Raw genomic sequence first — 15098 nt, forward strand, 5'->3', positions numbered from 1 at the left:
CAAGACTGAGGCGCATGTCGTTCCCGCGCCTGCTCTCGGACACCCAGAGCTTCCGACTCGGCCGCCCGGTCCGCTTCACGATCAGCCCCGACGGCCGGCGCGTGCTCTTCCTGCGCAGCCGGGGCGGCCACGATCCGGTGCGCCTGCTGTGGAGCCTCGAGGTCGGCAGCGGGGAGGAACGCCTGCTGGTCGATCCGGTGGCGGCTCCGGCGGCTCCGGCGGCTCCGGCGCCTGCGGCGCCGTCCGCGCAGGAACGCATCCGCCGGGAGAGGGCCCGGGACCGAAGCTCCGGCATCGTCGATTACAGCACCGATGACGAGGTACGCGTCGTCGCGTGCACGATCGGCGAAGGCCTCCGGGTCCTGCACATGGGCACCGGCGAGGTGACGTCGGTGCCCGCGCGGACGCCGCTCTCGCACGCCGCGATCAGCCCCGACGGCTCGGCCGTGGCGTACGTCTCGGAAGGCTCTCTCCGGATCGTCGGCACCGACGGGCAGGACGACCGTGAGCTGGCCGGGTCGACCGGCCCCGACGTCACCTACGGCCTGGCCGAGCACGTCGCCGCCGAGTCGATGGGCCGGCACTACGGCTACTGGTGGTCGCCGGACAGCGACCGGCTCGCGGTGGCGCGGGTCGACAACTCGCCCGTCCAGACCTGGCACCTGGCCGACCCGAGCCACCCCGAGATGCCGCCGATGTCCCGGCGCTACCCGCCGGCCGGCACCGACAACGCCGACGTGTCGCTCTGGGTCGTCGGCGTCGACGGCAGCCGGGTCGAGGTGCTGTGGGACCGGGAGGCGTTCGAATATCTGGTCGAGGTGCTGTGGGACACCCACGGCCTGTTCATCGTCGTGCAGGACCGGGCCCAGCACGAGTTGCGGGTGCTCGCGGTGGTGGCCGCCACCGGAGCGACCACCGAGATCGCCCGGGTCACCGATCCGGCGTGGACCCAGATCGTCCCCGGCGTACCGACCCACCTCACCGACGGCTCCCTGGTGTGGACGGTCGACGACGACCAGACCCGCCGCCTGACCGTGGACGGCACACCGGTCACCCCGGGCGGGCTGCAGGTCGGTGCGGTGCTGGGCGTCGACGGCGACACGGTGCTGTTCGCCGGGTCGCGGGAGCCGACCGAGGAACACCTGTTCATCTGGTCACCCGGCGCCGGGCCGGTGCAGCTCACCCGGGAGCCCGGGCGGCACGGCGGCCGACGGTCGGCCGGGCTGACCGTGATCAGCTCGTCGACGTTGTCCGGGCACTCGGTCACGGTCCACGGCGATGAGGTATATCCGGTGACGTCGCTGGCCGCGGAGTCACCGGTCCGGCCGGAGGTGACCCTGATGAGGGCCGGCCGGCGCGAACTGCGCACCGCGGTGCTGTTCCCGACCGGCTGGCGGGGCGAGCCGCTGCCGGTGCTGATGGACCCGTACGGCGGCCCGGCGGCGCAACGGGCAATGGCCGACCGTGACTTCTACTGGGCGTCGCAGTGGTTCGCCGACCAGGGCTTCGCGGTGATCGTGGCCGACGGGCGCGGCACTCCCGGCCGGGGCCCGGCGTGGGAACGCGAGATCTACCTCAACCGCTCCGACGCCCTGCTCGAAGACCAGATCGAGGCGCTGCAGGCGGTCGCCGCGGCGTACCCGCAGATCGACCTGGGCCGGGTCGGCATCCGCGGCTGGTCGGCCGGGGGTTATCTGGCCGCGCTGGCCGTGCTCCGCCGCCCGGACGTCTTCCACGCGGCGGTGGCCGGCGCCCCGGTGACCGACCACCTGCTCTACGACACGCACTGGCAGGAACGTTTCCTGGGCGACCCCCGGGTCGACGTGGGCCCCTACCAGCGCTCGTCGGTGATCGACGACGCCCCGAAGCTGTCCCGCCCGCTGATGCTGATCCACGGCCTGCTCGACGACAACGTCTACCCGGTGCACACGATGCGCCTGTCGGCGGCCCTGTTCGCGGCGGGCCGCCCGCACACGGTGCTGCCGCTGCCCGGCGCCAGCCACATGGCCCCGGACGCCGACATGCTAACCCCGCAGCTCGACTTCCTGCGGGCCGCCCTTCAACCGGCCGGCGCCGAATAGTCCCGCACGTCCTGCCGCGCCCGGTGGATCCCCCCTCCCCCGAGATGGGCCGCGACCTACGCGTAGCGGAGACGGCACAGATCCCGCGGCATGCAACGCCCCGACCGGATCGGGCCGCCGTGCCGCCGGCCTTTCCAGGAAGTCGATGCGCGAGCCGGCGATCCGCGGGTCCGCCGGGGAACTCGAAAGCCACCTCGCGAGACCATCGCCTCATGAGGTCCAGATGCTGCGCCGGGCCGACCCGGAGCGTCTCGTCCGCGTCCACGATTCCGGCGAACTGCCGGACGGCCGCTCGCCGAGCGGCTCGCTGCCGGGCCGATGTGCTTACGCGACGCGCTGCGCATCGCGCAGGCGGCCGATGACCTGCACGACGCGGGAGTTCTGCATCGAGACCGGAAACCGTCGAACGTCCCCTTCGGAACGGTGCGTGGCCCCGATCTGGCGCTTGCCAAGGCGATCGCGTGCTCGGGAGGTCGACGGGGTCGTGCTGCGCGCGCCGGCGCCGCAGCGGGACCGGCGTTATCCGACCACCGCGGCCCTGGCCGATGCGCTCGACGAGGCCGGCTCCAACCGAGCCCGGCCCCGGCGGCACGCGGTCCGCCTTCTCCCGCTCGCCGTGCGGGTTTCCGACACGACGGGTGCGACCGAGGTGGCGGCGCCGGGGGAGTGGGCCGCCCAACTGCGTGCTCAGGTCCGGGTCCGGCGGCGGTCGGCCTTCCGGCCGGCCGCGCGCCGGGACCGATCAGGCTGTTGCATCCACGCCGACGCTCCACGCAGAATGACGCTCGAAAGTGACGGTCACGGCCGACCCGGCAGCGGTGCGGTCAAGCGTGATCAGGATGCCGGGGCGTGCAGGGTGATCGTCGTCCAGGCGCCGACGTGCACCTCGTCGCCGTCCTTCAGGGTTCGGGTCTGGCCGGCGCTCAGCGGGGTCTGCTCGTCGTTGAGGTAGGTGCCGTTGGTCGAACCGAGATCGGACACCAGCCACGTGCCGTCCACGCTCAGCGTCAGCAGGGCGTGGCTGTGCGAGGTGCCGGGGTCGGTGTCGGCCAGGTCGATCTCCGGGTTGGTGCCCTTCGACGCGCTGCGCCGGCCGATCCGCGCCTGCGGCGACGGCAGCGTGATCAGGCGCTCGCCCGCGTCGGCCGGGAACTCGACGCCCTCGATCGCGTTCTCCTCGAAGTATTTCCGGTCGGCGCGCACGGTGGCCGTCCAGCCGCCCACCGGCGTACGCGAAGGAGCCGGAACCGGCGCGGTGAGAGTGGGCACCTTCCCGGTCGTGTGGTCGAAGCCGCAGTCCTCGCAGAACCGGCTCGCCCCGGCCCGCGGGGTGCCGCAGTTCGGGCAGAGGTCGCCGGTCGCGGCCGGTGCGGACGGGACCGCCGCGGGCCCGGTCCCGCCGATCTTCGCCCCGCACTCGTCGCAGAAGTCGGCCTCGGTCGACTCGTGGCCCTTCGGACAGGTGTAGGTGCTCACTGGCTGGACCGTCCCACCCGGACGGTCTTGGTCGAGCGGGTGTCGAGCGCCATCTCGTCGGCCGCCTCGACCTTGCGCCGCAGCCGTACGGTGCCGGTCGCCGCGTCCTCGATGTCGACGACCGTGGCCAGCAGTTCCTCGGTCTGCTTGTTGCCGGTCTCGTGGGCCAGCTGGGCCGCCCGGCCGAACTTGATCGTCGCCGTGCGGTCGTCGCCCGCCTTGCGCGCCTCGATGCCGGCCTGGATCACGTCGGCCAGCTCGGCCTGCCCCGTGTAGTGGGCGACCTGCCGGTTGATGCGGGTCGACAACGCGGTGTCCTCGGTCCAGACCGCGCGCACCAGCGTCTGGGCCAGCACGTCGTCGCCCTCGACCACCGACACCCGGGCGGCCAGCATCTCGTCGCCCGCCGCGCCGGAAGTCACGTCGATGCAGACGTGGTAGTCGCGGCTCTCCGAACCCCAGGAGCCGATCGGGTAGCGGCCGGCCCGGGCGCCGTCGGCCACCCGCTTGCCGGTCAGGTCCATCACCTCGGGTTCGACCTGCTTGACGAACCGTACGGTCGAATTGACCGGCGTCCACACCTTGAGCTGCACGTCTCCGCTGGTCTTGCCCATCGCCCTGGTCATCATCTCCTGGAAGGAGGCCGCCAGGTCGGCCGGCCGGGCGACGATGTCAACCGTGCCCAGCATCGCCTCGGCGATCTTGCGGATCTCGGAGACCTTCCAGTTGGTGCCGACGCCGCGCGAGTCGACGACGAACCGGCCGCCGATCGAGTCGAGCACCGTCTCGAGGTAGCCCTGGCGCTCGCCGTTCTCGCCGTCGGTGAGCAGGATCGCGTGCGCGATGTCGCCCGGCCGCTGGCTGAACAGCTGGGCGGCGAGCAGCAGCCAGGCGCCGATCGCGGTGCCGCCGCTGGCCTGCAGCCGGTCGATCGACCGGACCGCCTCGGCCCGCGACTCCGGCGACGATACCGCGAGCTGACCCGGGCCGGGGTACAGCTGCTGGGCGGTGCTGACCCCGGCGATGATCGCGAAGTGGACCCCGTCGTCGATGCTCTCGACGGCGGTCTTGGCGGCCTGGCGCGCGGCGGCGATGCGGCCCTCGGCCTGCATCGAGCCGGACGCGTCGACGATGATGATCTCGGTCGCGCCCGATGTGCGGCGGCCGCCCTCGGCGCCGGACGAGGTGACCGTGACGATCGCGTTGACCTCGGTTGCGCCCAGGGCGAGGAACTCGTTCTGGAAGGCCTCGGCGGTGTACGACATCCCTACTCCTTGATCTCCGTGTCGGCGGGGGCTACGGGGATGAGAACTACGGTGATGTTGTCGGCGCCGCCGGCCGCATTGGCGAAGTCCGCCAGCTGCCGGGCGGCGCCGAGGAGGCTGGTGCCGTCGAGCGCGTCGCGGACCGTGTCGGCGAAGCGCGCGGGATCGGGCAGGTAGTTCCACAGGCCGTCGCTGCAGAGCACCAGGTGCCCGGGGGCGGTGACGGTGAAGCCGGCCGTTCGTGGCCGCACCGGCCCGGCGTCGGCGCCCAGCCAGGCGGTGATCGCGTGCGCCTTGGGGTCACGCAGCGCCATCTGAGGGTCGGCACCCAGCGCGATCGCGTGGGTCGCCCACGAGTCGTCCTCGGTGAGCTGCTCGGCCGGTCCCTCGGCGGGAAGCCAGTAGGCGCGGCTGTCGCCGACCCAGCCGACGTCGACCAACTGGTTGCGGACGGTGGCCGCGACGATCGTGCAGGCCGGGTTGGAGGCGGCCCGGCGCGGGTCGCCGCTGCCGGCCAGCTCGGCGACCGCCGCACCGGCGGCCCGGATCGCGTCGGCGAGGCGGTCGGCCTCGGAGCTCTCGGCACCTGCGGCCACCGTCCCGCCCGGCGCTGTGCCGGCCAGCACCGCCCCGGCCGTGTCGGCCGCGGTCTGCGAGGCGACGTCGGGGTCGAACGAGGCCGAGACGCCGTCGCTGACCACCGCGTCGATGTGACCCGCGCTCCCGGCCAGCCACATCGCGTCCTCGTTGCGGTGGTGCCGTTGCCCGCGGTCGGTCACCGCGGCCGCCGCGTCCAGCTCGATCTCGATGTGGTCGCGGGGCCGGGCGGCGAGCATGCCGCAGTTCTCGCAGTAGCCGTCGGCGCCGACGGATCCGGCGGTGCCGCAATGCGGGCACGCTTTCGGGTCCTTCGCCCCGTCCGCCGCGGCGTCCGGGATCCCGGACGCCGCGGCGGACGGGATCTCGGCCTCGGCTTCCGCTTCGGTGTCGGCTTCGTTGAGCTTGTTGCCGCATGCTTCGCAGAAGGCCGCGCCGGCGGCCCTCTCATCGGCGCAGGAGGCGCAATCGGTGATGGTCATGGTGCCTCGCTGCTTCTCAGGTCCGGGTCCGGGGGCGGGCGGCATTGGCCAGGTCGACCAGGCGGATCTTCTCCGGCCCGTGCGCCGCCCGGGCCATTTCGCGGTACGCATCCTCCAACGCGAACCGTACGTCGCGCTCCCCGGCCTGGCCGTTGCGCGCCGAGCCGAGAACCGTGCCCGGCAGTGTGGCCCCGCCCAACAGCGATTGCAATGCCTGTTCGAGCAGTTCCGCCCGCAGTGCCGCGAGCTGGGCCGCCTCGACCTCCAGCCGCTCGATCAGCGCCGCCGCGGCGGCCAGCGAGATCACGTCCGCGGCCGCGGACGGGTGCGGCTGCACCAGCGCCCGCACCGCGCCGACCTGCGACGTCCGATAGGCCGACGACGTGCCGGGCACCCGGTTGTACGCCTCGACGGCCCCGCTGCGGTCGCCGGAGCGCAGCCGGCAGCGGGCCAGACCGGCGGCGGCCGTCGTGTACGCCGGGTCGGTGCGGCTCACCGTGTCGTAGTAGCCGGCCGCGGCGGGATCGCCGGCCATCTCCAGGGTCAGGCCGATCGCCAGCTGCGGAGCCAGTTCGCCGGGCAGCGCCGAGTAGACGGCGTCGAACCGCTGATGGGCGTACCCGAAATCACCCGTGGCGAGCGCGAGCAGCCCGTCGTACCAGGCCAGCCGCCAGTCCGCGCCGTCGGTGGTGAACAGCGCGTCCCGTGCCTTGCGGGCATCGTCGAAGTATTGATGGCGTACGGCCAGGTCGATCTCGGCCCGCAACGCCCGCAGCCGCACCTCGACGGTGTCGTCCGGCGCGTTCTTGAGCAGCTGCAACACCTCGGACGGGTCGGTGACGGTCACCGAGGCGAGGAACGCGGCCGCCGGGTCGGTCAGGTCGATCAGCGGCGTCGGCAGATCCTGCCAGCGCGGTCCTTCCGACTTCAGGTCGGTGCGCATCTCGCCGGTGAACAGCTTGGACGGCGCCGGGTGGGCCTCGCCGGCGCTCGCCAGCACCTGACGCAGCACGCCGAGCATCTGGTCGCTCATCTCGCCCGCGTCGATGAACCGCTCGGCCGGGTCGAGGCGGGTCGCCCGCAGCAGCAGCCGGTAGAACGACTCGTGTTTGCGGTAGACCTCGACGTCGCCGCGATCCGGCAGCGACTCCTTGAACGTGCTCTGATAGCCGCGGAAGTCGGTGGTCAGCACGGCCAGCGTGCGGCCGATCGTGAACAGGTCGGAGGCGATCGACGGCCCGAGCGTGGCCATCTCGGGCGCCTGGTAGCCGACCGTGCCGTAGATCGCGGCGTCCATGTCGTCGAAGCGCACCACGCCGCCGAGGTCGATCAGCCTCATCTGGTCGCCGGACTGGATCACGTTGTCCGGCTTGAAGTCGCAGAAGATGAGCCCGCGGTCGTGCAGGTAACCGAACGCCGGCATGATCTCCAGAAGGTAGGCGAGCGCCTGGTCGACCGGCAGCGGGTCGGGGTTGCCGCCGTTCGCGGTCCGCCGGTCCTTGAGGATGCTCTTGAGCGACTCGCCGCCGACGTACTCCATGACGATGTAGCCGGCGCCGTCGTGCTCGACGAAGTTGTAGATCTTGACGATGTTGGGGTGCTCGACCTCGGCCAGGAACCGCCGTTCGGCCACCGCCGCGGCCAGCGCATCCTCGTCACCGGAGTTGAGCAGGCCCTTCAGCACCACCCAGCGGTCGGAGACGTTTTTGTCGACCGCCAGATAGATCCAGCCGAGACCGCCGTGCGCGAGGGCGCCGACCACCTCGTACTGCCCGCCGACCAGCTCACCCTTGGTCAGCTTGGGGCTGAAGTTGAACGGTTCGCCGCAGTGCGGGCAGAAGCCGGAGGTGCGTCCGGGCCGGTCGCCGCGGGACCGCCCGACCGGCTGCCCGCACTTCGCGCAGTACCGCTTGTCCTCCGGCACCTCGGCGTTGGCCATGATGGCGGTCGCCGGATCCACCTGCACGATCGGCGCGACATCGACGAGACCGCCGCCGAAACGGCGGCGGCGGGAACCGGTCCGGGAGCTGCCGGTGCGTCCGCTCCCGGACGTACGCGTGGAGAGCGCGCCCGTTCGTGCCGAGGCCTCGCTCGCCCTGGTCGCCGTGCTCGCCGTAGTGCTCCGGGGAGCCGCCGCTTTATGCAGAGGGGCCAGGCCACACGTGTCGCAGTAGCCGTCCTCGATCGTCCCGGGGCAGTCACGTTCGCATTTCATCGGTTGGTCCTCGCGATCGTGGCGGTGAGGGCTTCCTGGTAGGCGTCGACGGCGCGGCGGGCCGCGTCGAGGTCGCAGGGTGCGGTGTAGAGCAGGTCGCGGGCCCCCTCGGCCAGCGGGGTGAGCGTCGCGTCCTCGCCCAGGCCGCGGCTGAGCGCCTTCGCCCGGTAGGCGTCGAGCCGGCCACGCATCTCGTTACGGCCGGTCAGCAATGCGGTGTTGCGGGCGGTGGCGGTCTGGATCGCGGCCAGGTGCTCCCGTGCGCGGCGCGTCCAGTCGGACAGGCGGGGGCTGATCAGGGCCCACTGCCCGGCGGCGGCGAGCGCGTCGAGAGCCGCCAGGTCCGGCAGCAGCGCGACGTCGCGTACGGTCGAGATCTCCCGATCGTCGAAGCGGCCGTCGGCCCTCTCGCGGGCCGCGTCGGCGGCCCGGCGGGCCGCCGCGATATCGGTGGCCAGGGTGTGCGCATCGCTCAGGCGGCGCTCCAGCGCCTGCCGCAGCTCGGCGGCCGACGTGCGCTCGGCGTCGGCCCGGGCGATCAGATCCCGTACGCCGGTGAGCGCGCTCCCGTCGGCTCCGAGCGGATCGTTCGCCAGCGTCGAGGTGAACGCGCCGAGCCGCCGGTCGGCCTCGTCGAGAGTGGCGGGGCTGCCGCCGGCCTCGCGGGTCAGCCGGCGCACGTTGTCGAGCTCGGCCGCGGTGTCGGCGGCCGACGGGAGCAGCTTCTGCCAGACGTCACCGGCCCGGGTGACCACGGTGGCGGCGGTCGCGAACGCGGTCTCCATGGCGCCGAGCAGTTCGGCCGGTGAACACGTCGTGCTGATCTGGCCGGTACCGAGCAGACCCCGCTGGGCCAGCGGGACGGTCGTGGTCGACAACGTGACCGACTTGCCGAGCACCAGATGGACGAACTCGGCCCGTTCCCGGTCGTTGAACCGCCGCTGGTCGCGCAGGCCGCGAGCCTTGGCGATCAGCTCGGTCAGCATGCGGTAGCCGTCCCACAGCTCGGTCAGCGCCTCGGTGGCGTCGGCCCAGGCGGTCGCGGTGCGGCCGGTCAGCCGGGTCTTGTCGAGTTCCTTGCGGTGCGGGTTGTCGTCGAGGTCGACCAGGTTGGCGGCGATCGCCGTCACGGCCGTCTCCAGCCGGAGCAGTTCGGAGTCGGCCGGCGCGACGTCGGGTGCGGTCATTGATATTCGGCCTTCGGCGGCTGCGGCGCCGCCCCGAACGCACCCAGCCACCGCTTGTAGGTCGCGGCCCAGGTGCCGTTCTGCTTGTTCTTCTCCAGCACCGCGTTGACGAAGCGCGTGAAATCGGGCGTCTTCTTCGACGTCGCCATGCCGTACGGCTCGTCGGTGAAGCGCGGCCCGACGACCTTCGCGTACGGGTCCTGCGCCGCCATGCCGGCCAGGATCGTGTCGTCGGTCGAGATCGCGTCGACCTCGTTCTGCTGGAACGCGACCAGGCAGTCGCCGAACGCCGGTTTGGCCACCGCGATCGGCTTGGTCGGCACCTTGGCGATGTTGTCGTACGAGGTCGACCCGGACGCCGCGCAGACCTTCCTGCCGCCCAGGTCATTGATGCTCTTGGCCCCCGAGGTGCTGTTGACAAGCACCTTCTGCCCGGCGTTGTAGTAGATCGTGGAGAAGTCGACGTCCTTCCAGCGGGCACAGTTGGCGGTCATGGTGTCGGCCACGATGTCGACCGACCCGTCGACGACGGAACTCACCCTCTTGTCGTACCCGATGACCTTGATCTGGATCTTGTCAGGGTTCCCGAAAATGGCCTGCGCGAGCTGCCGGGCCATGTCCACGTCGAACCCCTCCACCTTGCCGGAGAACGGGTTGCGCGAACTGAAGAGCAGCGTGTCCTGGCTGGTGCCGAGGATCAGCCGCCCGCGCTTCTGGATGGTGGCCATCGTGCTGCCGGCCGGCATCCGGCCGGGCGCCGGCAGCGCGCCGCTGGGCCGCAGGCTGGCCCGCGGGTTGCACGAGGTGGCTTCCGGCGCCGCGGCGTCCGGCGCGGGCGCGGAGGCGGACGGCGCTCCGACCCGGGGCGGCAGGGGAGAGGAGTCGCCGGCACAGCCGGCGAGCCCGAAGCCCAGCAGGACAAGGGTCACGCTGGCCGCGGCGGCCAGGGCGGCACGGGTACGCACGAGCTTTCCTCCCCGATCCAAGTTCTCCTGAGCCGACATCAGCGGTACTCCTCCAGCCGGGCGCGGATGCCGACGAAGGCGAGAGCGCAGACCGCCAGCGCGACCAGCGGCCCGAGCACGGTCAGCAGGCCCAGCCCGTTGCCCGCACTGTCGATCTCGGCAGTGAACGCCGCTTTGCGTTCGTCGAGCGCCGTCCCGATATCCGTCGTAACGGTGTCGAACGCCTTGGTGGTGTCCGGCCCGATGGCGAGCTGCACGGCACCGTCGTAGTTGCCGCCGTCGTCCAACTGGCGAACCTGCTTGTGCTGGTTGAGATAGGTCTCGTGGGCGATGACCGCCTCGTTGGCCAGAAAGTCGCTGGTCAGCGGCCCGTGCGCGGCCGTCAGTTGCTTCTGCGCCTGCCCGAAGTCGGTCTCGTAGACGCTGCCGCTGCCGTGCGCGGCCAGTTCAAGCGCCTCGTCGCCGCGTTCCTGCAGCGCGAGGATGCGTGCCTCGGCGAGCTGTGCGGCCGGGGTCGAGCCCTGCTCGCCGGCCCGGTGCAGGTGCACATTCTGACTGATCAGCACCCCGGCCGCGCCGAGCCCGAGCAGGACGGTGAGGCCGGTGGCCGCGAGCAGCGGCAGGTTGAAGGTGCGGTGCGTGGCCCGGCTCAGGTAACGCTGGGCGAGCAGCAGCCCGGCCAGCAGCACCAGCACCAGCAGCGTGAACAGAACCACCCACACGATGCTGCGCGCGTTGCCGTACCCGTCACTGACCTCGCTCTGGGCGACGCCGAACAGCGCATCCGCCTGCTTGAGGAGCGTGTCGCGGTTGAGCTGCGAGGCCGCCGACAGATAGGACGAACCGACCGGAAGCCCCTGCCGGTTGTCGGCCCGCGCGGTCGCGACGAGCGCCGAATATTGCGCGACCCCGGAGGCGAGCGCCGCCACGGCACCGGCCGACTTGCTGCCGTCCGGCGTGAGCCGGGCCGCCGCGGTCAGGGCCGTGGTCGCGCGGGACAGGTCGTCCTCGTACCGCCGGGTCAGCGCCACCGGCTCGAGGCCGCCCGCGAGGAACGCCTGGGCGGCGGTCGTGTCGGCGTCGGCGAGCGCGGAATAGATCGTCTCCGCCTGGACCAGCAGGGGCTGCGCCCGGTTGCCGAGATCGTCGGTGCCGGACCGGGCCGATCGCGCGGTCAGGCCCGCCACCAGCCCGGCAAGCACCCCGAGCACCAGCAGAACCGACAGGATCAGCTGAAGCCGCCCCGGCGACGTACGCCGTAGCGCGGCCACTCGCCGCAACGGCCCCCGGCCGCTCGCCGTCACGGCCGCCGGCGTCCCGCTGACCGGCGCAATCGCGTCCCGCGTGCCCGGCGCGGGCCGGGCCACCAACCCAGTGCTCAAGCTTCCTCCGTCGGCCCCGTACCGCCTCTGTTCCGGCGGTGTCATCTCTGCTCGTTACCGTCCGGTACCGACTCCACTGTGCGGCACCGGCGCAACTGATCATCACCGTGCGTGCCGTGATCGAATGAGTCTACGGAGGCGGCACACGGTCGCGCGCCCCCGGCGCGGCTCAGCTCAGCGCGCGTTTGAGGAGCTTGCCGGTCGCGGTCATCGGCAACGTCTCCACGATCGCGACCATGCGCGGGTACTTGTACGCGGCCATCTGCTCCCTGCCCCAGGCGACCAGCTCCTCCTCGGTGGCCGAGACGCCGTCCTTGAGGATCACGAACGCCTTGACCTCCTCGCCGTGACTCGGGTGCGGGACCCCGATGACCGCGGCCAGCGACACCGCGTCGTGGGTCATCAGCACCTCCTCGATCTCCCGCGGATAGACGTTGAAGCCACCGCGGATGATCATGTCCTTGGCCCGGTCGACGATGTAGTAATAGCCGTCCTCGTCGCGCTTGCCGAGGTCGCCGCTGCGGAACCAGCCGTCCCGCATGACCTCCGCGGTCGCCTCCGGCCGGTTGTAGTAGCCCCGCATGATGTTGTGGCCCCGGATCGCGATCTCGCCGATCTCGTCGACCGCCTCGACGGGGTTCCAACCGGCGTCGATCAGCTTCACCTCGACACCCCAGATCGGTACGCCGATCGAGCCCGGCCGCGGGTCGCTGCCCGGCCGGCTGAACGTCGCGACCGGCGACGTCTCCGACAGCCCGTACCCCTCGAGGATCGTGACCCCGAGCCGCTCCCGGACCTCCTTGATGATCTCGACCGGGAGGCTGGAGCCGCCGGACACCGCGACCCGCATGTTCCGGGCGATCCGCTCCACGTCGACCTCCTCGGTCAGCGCGTTGAGCAGCCCCCAGTACATCGTCGGGACGCCGGCGAAGAAGGTCACGTTCTCGCTCTGGAGCAGCGTGACCGCGGCTGTCGCGTCGAACCGGGGCAGCAACACGAGGGTCGCGGCGGTGGCGAACCCCGCGTTCATGTTCACCGTCGAGCCGAACGAGTGGAACAGCGGCAGGACCAGCAGATGGGTGTCGGTGCCGGGCACTGAGCCGAACAGCCGGTTGCAGGTGAGCGCGTTCAGGACGAGGTTCGAGTGCGACAGCTCGGCGCCCTTGGCCTGCCCGGTCGTCCCGCTGGTGTAGAGGATGACCGCGGGGTCGTTCTCCTGCGCGAGCACGGGCTCGAACACCGGCGACTGCCCGGCCAGCGCCGCTCCGAGGGTCTCCGCGCCCTCGATCGGCGACGGGGCGGCCGGGTCGGCGGTGATCAGAAAGAAGTGCTCGCAGTCATCGGCCTGACCGAAGCCGGTGTACCCCTCGGCGCCCATCGGGAGGTCGGCCGTGCCCTGGAAACAGAAGTAGGCCCGAGCCTCCGAGTCCTTCAGGTGGTAAGCCACCTCGCGGCCCTTGAGCAGCACGTTCAGCGGCACCACGACGGCGCCGGCCTTGAGGATGCCGTAGTAGACGACCGGGAAATACGGCAGATTGGGGCAGGAGAGCGCAACCTTGTCGCCCGGCCGGATGCCCCGGGCCACCAGCATGTTGGCGACCTGGTTGGCCGCCGCGTCGACCTGTGCATAGGTCAGCCGCTGATCGCCCAGCACCACCGCCACGCGCTCCGGGTAGTTGCGGGCGCTGTCCTCCAGAAAAATGGAGAGGTTGAGCATGCGGGCGCTCCCTTTCTAGGTGTAGCCGTCCATCTCCAGGGTCGCCCCGGCACCGCTGGGGCGCACGTCGCAACCCAAGCACGCCGACCCCTTCGTGAAGAACCCTCCGTTCCGCTGCTTTCCCGCTCGCCGACCCGCAGGCGCCGGCGTCAGAAGTTGTGGGCCAAGGGGTTGTCGGCGGCGGCGCGGAGCTGGTCGGCTACCCGGCGGGCGTCGGCGTCGCGGCCCTCGGAGGCCCGGGCGGTCGCGATCGCGCCGGCCAGGGCGCGCAGTTCGCCGACCGGCAGGCGTAGAGGCAGGCGGACCGGGGTTGCGGCGTCCGGGTCCTTGGCGATCAGGGTGGGGACCTGGCGGATCACCGGGTGGCCGTCGTCGGTGGTGCGGCGGGTGATCAGGTCGATCGAGACCTCGGCGGTCGACAGGTCGGCCCGGCGGGTGGTGAAGGCGTAGCGGAGGTGCAGACGGGTGCCGTCCAGCCAGGCGGCGGAGCGCAGGACCCGGACGATCAGGTACAGGCCGATCAGGGCGAACGGCAGGCCGATCAGGCCGACGAAGCGGATCGGGCCGAGGCCGGAGTCGGGTACGCCGGCTGACGGCAGATTGACGCAGTCGCGGAGTTCCGGCGGGAGGGCGTCGGGCGGGATGCCCTGCAGGCCGTCGCACGAGCCGCCCTGGCCGGTCAGGTCGCGCAGCCAGCCGTCGGCGATCAGGGGCAGCGCGGCGAACGCGGTGCCGACCACGACGAAGATCAGGCCGGCGATCACACCGATCACGCGGGCCGCGAGCGAAGGCGTCGCGGACAGGCGGAGCTTCTCGGTCATCCGGGCAGCATAGGGACCACCGCCGACAACCCGGCAGCGGGCGGCTAGCGGGCGGCGGCCGCGCGGAGCTGGTCCAGGACGAGCGGGTCGATGGCGCCGGCCACCAGGCGCTCCTCCAGGTTTTCGATGCCGGCCCACGACGCCAGCGCCCTGTCGAGGTCGGCGTCGGTCTCGTCGACGGCGGCGAGCAGCGCCCGGACCTCCGACGCGACCTCGCCGGACAGCGGGATCAGGGTCTCCGGGTCGGGGCGCTCGAAGTAGAGCGTGTGCAGCTCCAACAGGCGCAGCAACTCGGCCACCGGGTCGGGGTGGTCGTCGACGCGCAGGTCGACCCAGACGTCGCTGGTGCCGCCGTAGCCCATGCCCTTCGCGGCCACCAGCAGCGCCGCGCTCTGGCGGCCCCGGCGGTCGCCGCCCGCCTCGTCGCCGGTGCCCAGGGCCTCCAGCAGGCGGTAGGGGAACGACAGGGACTCCGCCGACCGCCACGCCGCCTCCATCGCGCCGACCACGGACGGGCCGGCCAGCATGTTGCCCTGGATGGCGTAGTCGTCGCCGGCCACCCCGCCCGCCCACGGGTGGCATTCGTCGCCGGTGAACGTGGCGCCGGGGCCGGTGGCGCCGACGACGCCGACCTGGCGCTGGGCGACCGGGCCCTCGTCGCCGGCGGTCAGGGCCTGCACGGCGAACGGGGCCGAGACGCCGCTCGACAGCAGGGCCAGCGCCTGTGGGCGATAAGCGAGATTTGCATATGACTGCGTCGCCACCGCGCCGACGTCGGCCAGGGCGGCCGGGACGGCGGCCCCGACACCGAGGAACTTGCTGGCCACGGCCACGCCGAGGGCTTTGCCGTCGGCCGAGCGGGCCACGATCGAGAACGTCACGGGCGAGACATTAGCCGCCCGGGGCTGCA

11 protein-coding genes are annotated in these 15098 nt (G+C 72.1%); 1 reads left to right on the plus strand and 10 read right to left on the minus strand.

Annotated elements, in window-relative coordinates; all coding sequences use genetic code 11:
- The first annotated feature begins 14 nt into the window (after window positions 1-14).
- A complete protein-coding gene (locus ACIA5C_RS41725; protein WP_396065486.1) occupies window positions 15-2081 on the plus strand; it encodes a prolyl oligopeptidase family serine peptidase in 2067 nt (688 codons plus the stop codon).
- A gap of 834 nt (window positions 2082-2915) precedes the next feature.
- Here the strand turns inward: ACIA5C_RS41725 and ACIA5C_RS41730 are convergent.
- From ACIA5C_RS41730 to ACIA5C_RS41775, 10 genes are all read right to left on the minus strand, one after another.
- On the minus strand, window positions 2916-3557 hold the full coding sequence (locus ACIA5C_RS41730) for an FHA domain-containing protein (RefSeq protein ID WP_396065488.1): 642 nt from the start codon (window positions 3555-3557) through the stop codon (window positions 2916-2918).
- Window positions 3554-4822 carry a VWA domain-containing protein gene (locus tag ACIA5C_RS41735; protein WP_396065490.1) on the minus strand — a complete coding sequence of 423 codons (1269 nt, stop codon included), beginning with the start codon at window positions 4820-4822 and terminating at the stop codon, window positions 3554-3556. Before ACIA5C_RS41735 ends, ACIA5C_RS41730 begins: the two co-directional genes overlap by 4 nt.
- 2 nt (window positions 4823-4824) lie before the next feature.
- The gene (locus ACIA5C_RS41740; RefSeq protein ID WP_396065492.1) at window positions 4825-5901 is read right to left on the minus strand and encodes a PP2C family protein-serine/threonine phosphatase; all 1077 of its coding nucleotides are present in this window, start codon (window positions 5899-5901) and stop codon (window positions 4825-4827) included.
- Window positions 5902-5917: 16 nt separating this feature from the next.
- Window positions 5918-8116: a tetratricopeptide repeat protein gene (locus ACIA5C_RS41745; protein ID WP_396065494.1), complete on the minus strand. Its 2199-nt coding sequence runs from the start codon at window positions 8114-8116 to the stop codon at window positions 5918-5920.
- Window positions 8113-9303 carry a hypothetical protein gene (locus ACIA5C_RS41750; RefSeq protein WP_396065496.1) on the minus strand — a complete coding sequence of 397 codons (1191 nt, stop codon included), beginning with the start codon at window positions 9301-9303 and terminating at the stop codon, window positions 8113-8115. Before ACIA5C_RS41750 ends, ACIA5C_RS41745 begins: the two co-directional genes overlap by 4 nt.
- Window positions 9300-10268, minus strand: coding sequence for a glutamate ABC transporter substrate-binding protein (locus ACIA5C_RS41755; RefSeq protein ID WP_396065498.1), 969 nt, complete (start codon window positions 10266-10268; stop codon window positions 9300-9302). The genes ACIA5C_RS41750 and ACIA5C_RS41755 overlap by 4 nt, the downstream gene beginning before the upstream one ends.
- Window positions 10269-10306: 38 nt before the next feature.
- Window positions 10307-11650 (minus strand): hypothetical protein, encoded by a 1344-nt coding sequence (locus ACIA5C_RS41760; RefSeq protein ID WP_396065500.1) that lies wholly within the window; start codon window positions 11648-11650, stop codon window positions 10307-10309.
- Between the two features lie 169 nt (window positions 11651-11819).
- Window positions 11820-13367: a long-chain fatty acid--CoA ligase gene (locus ACIA5C_RS41765; protein ID WP_396065502.1), complete on the minus strand. Its 1548-nt coding sequence runs from the start codon at window positions 13365-13367 to the stop codon at window positions 11820-11822.
- A gap of 149 nt (window positions 13368-13516) precedes the next feature.
- Complete coding sequence (locus tag ACIA5C_RS41770; protein ID WP_396065504.1) at window positions 13517-14188, minus strand: hypothetical protein; 672 nt, start codon at window positions 14186-14188, stop codon at window positions 13517-13519.
- A gap of 44 nt (window positions 14189-14232) precedes the next feature.
- Window positions 14233-15069, minus strand: a complete 837-nt coding sequence (locus tag ACIA5C_RS41775) for a DUF1028 domain-containing protein (protein WP_396065506.1) — start codon at window positions 15067-15069, stop codon at window positions 14233-14235.
- Window positions 15070-15098 lie beyond the last annotated feature (29 nt).

It is taken from the genome of Actinoplanes sp. NPDC051343 (genome assembly GCF_044455125.1).
GTDB lineage: Bacteria > Actinomycetota > Actinomycetes > Mycobacteriales > Micromonosporaceae > Actinoplanes.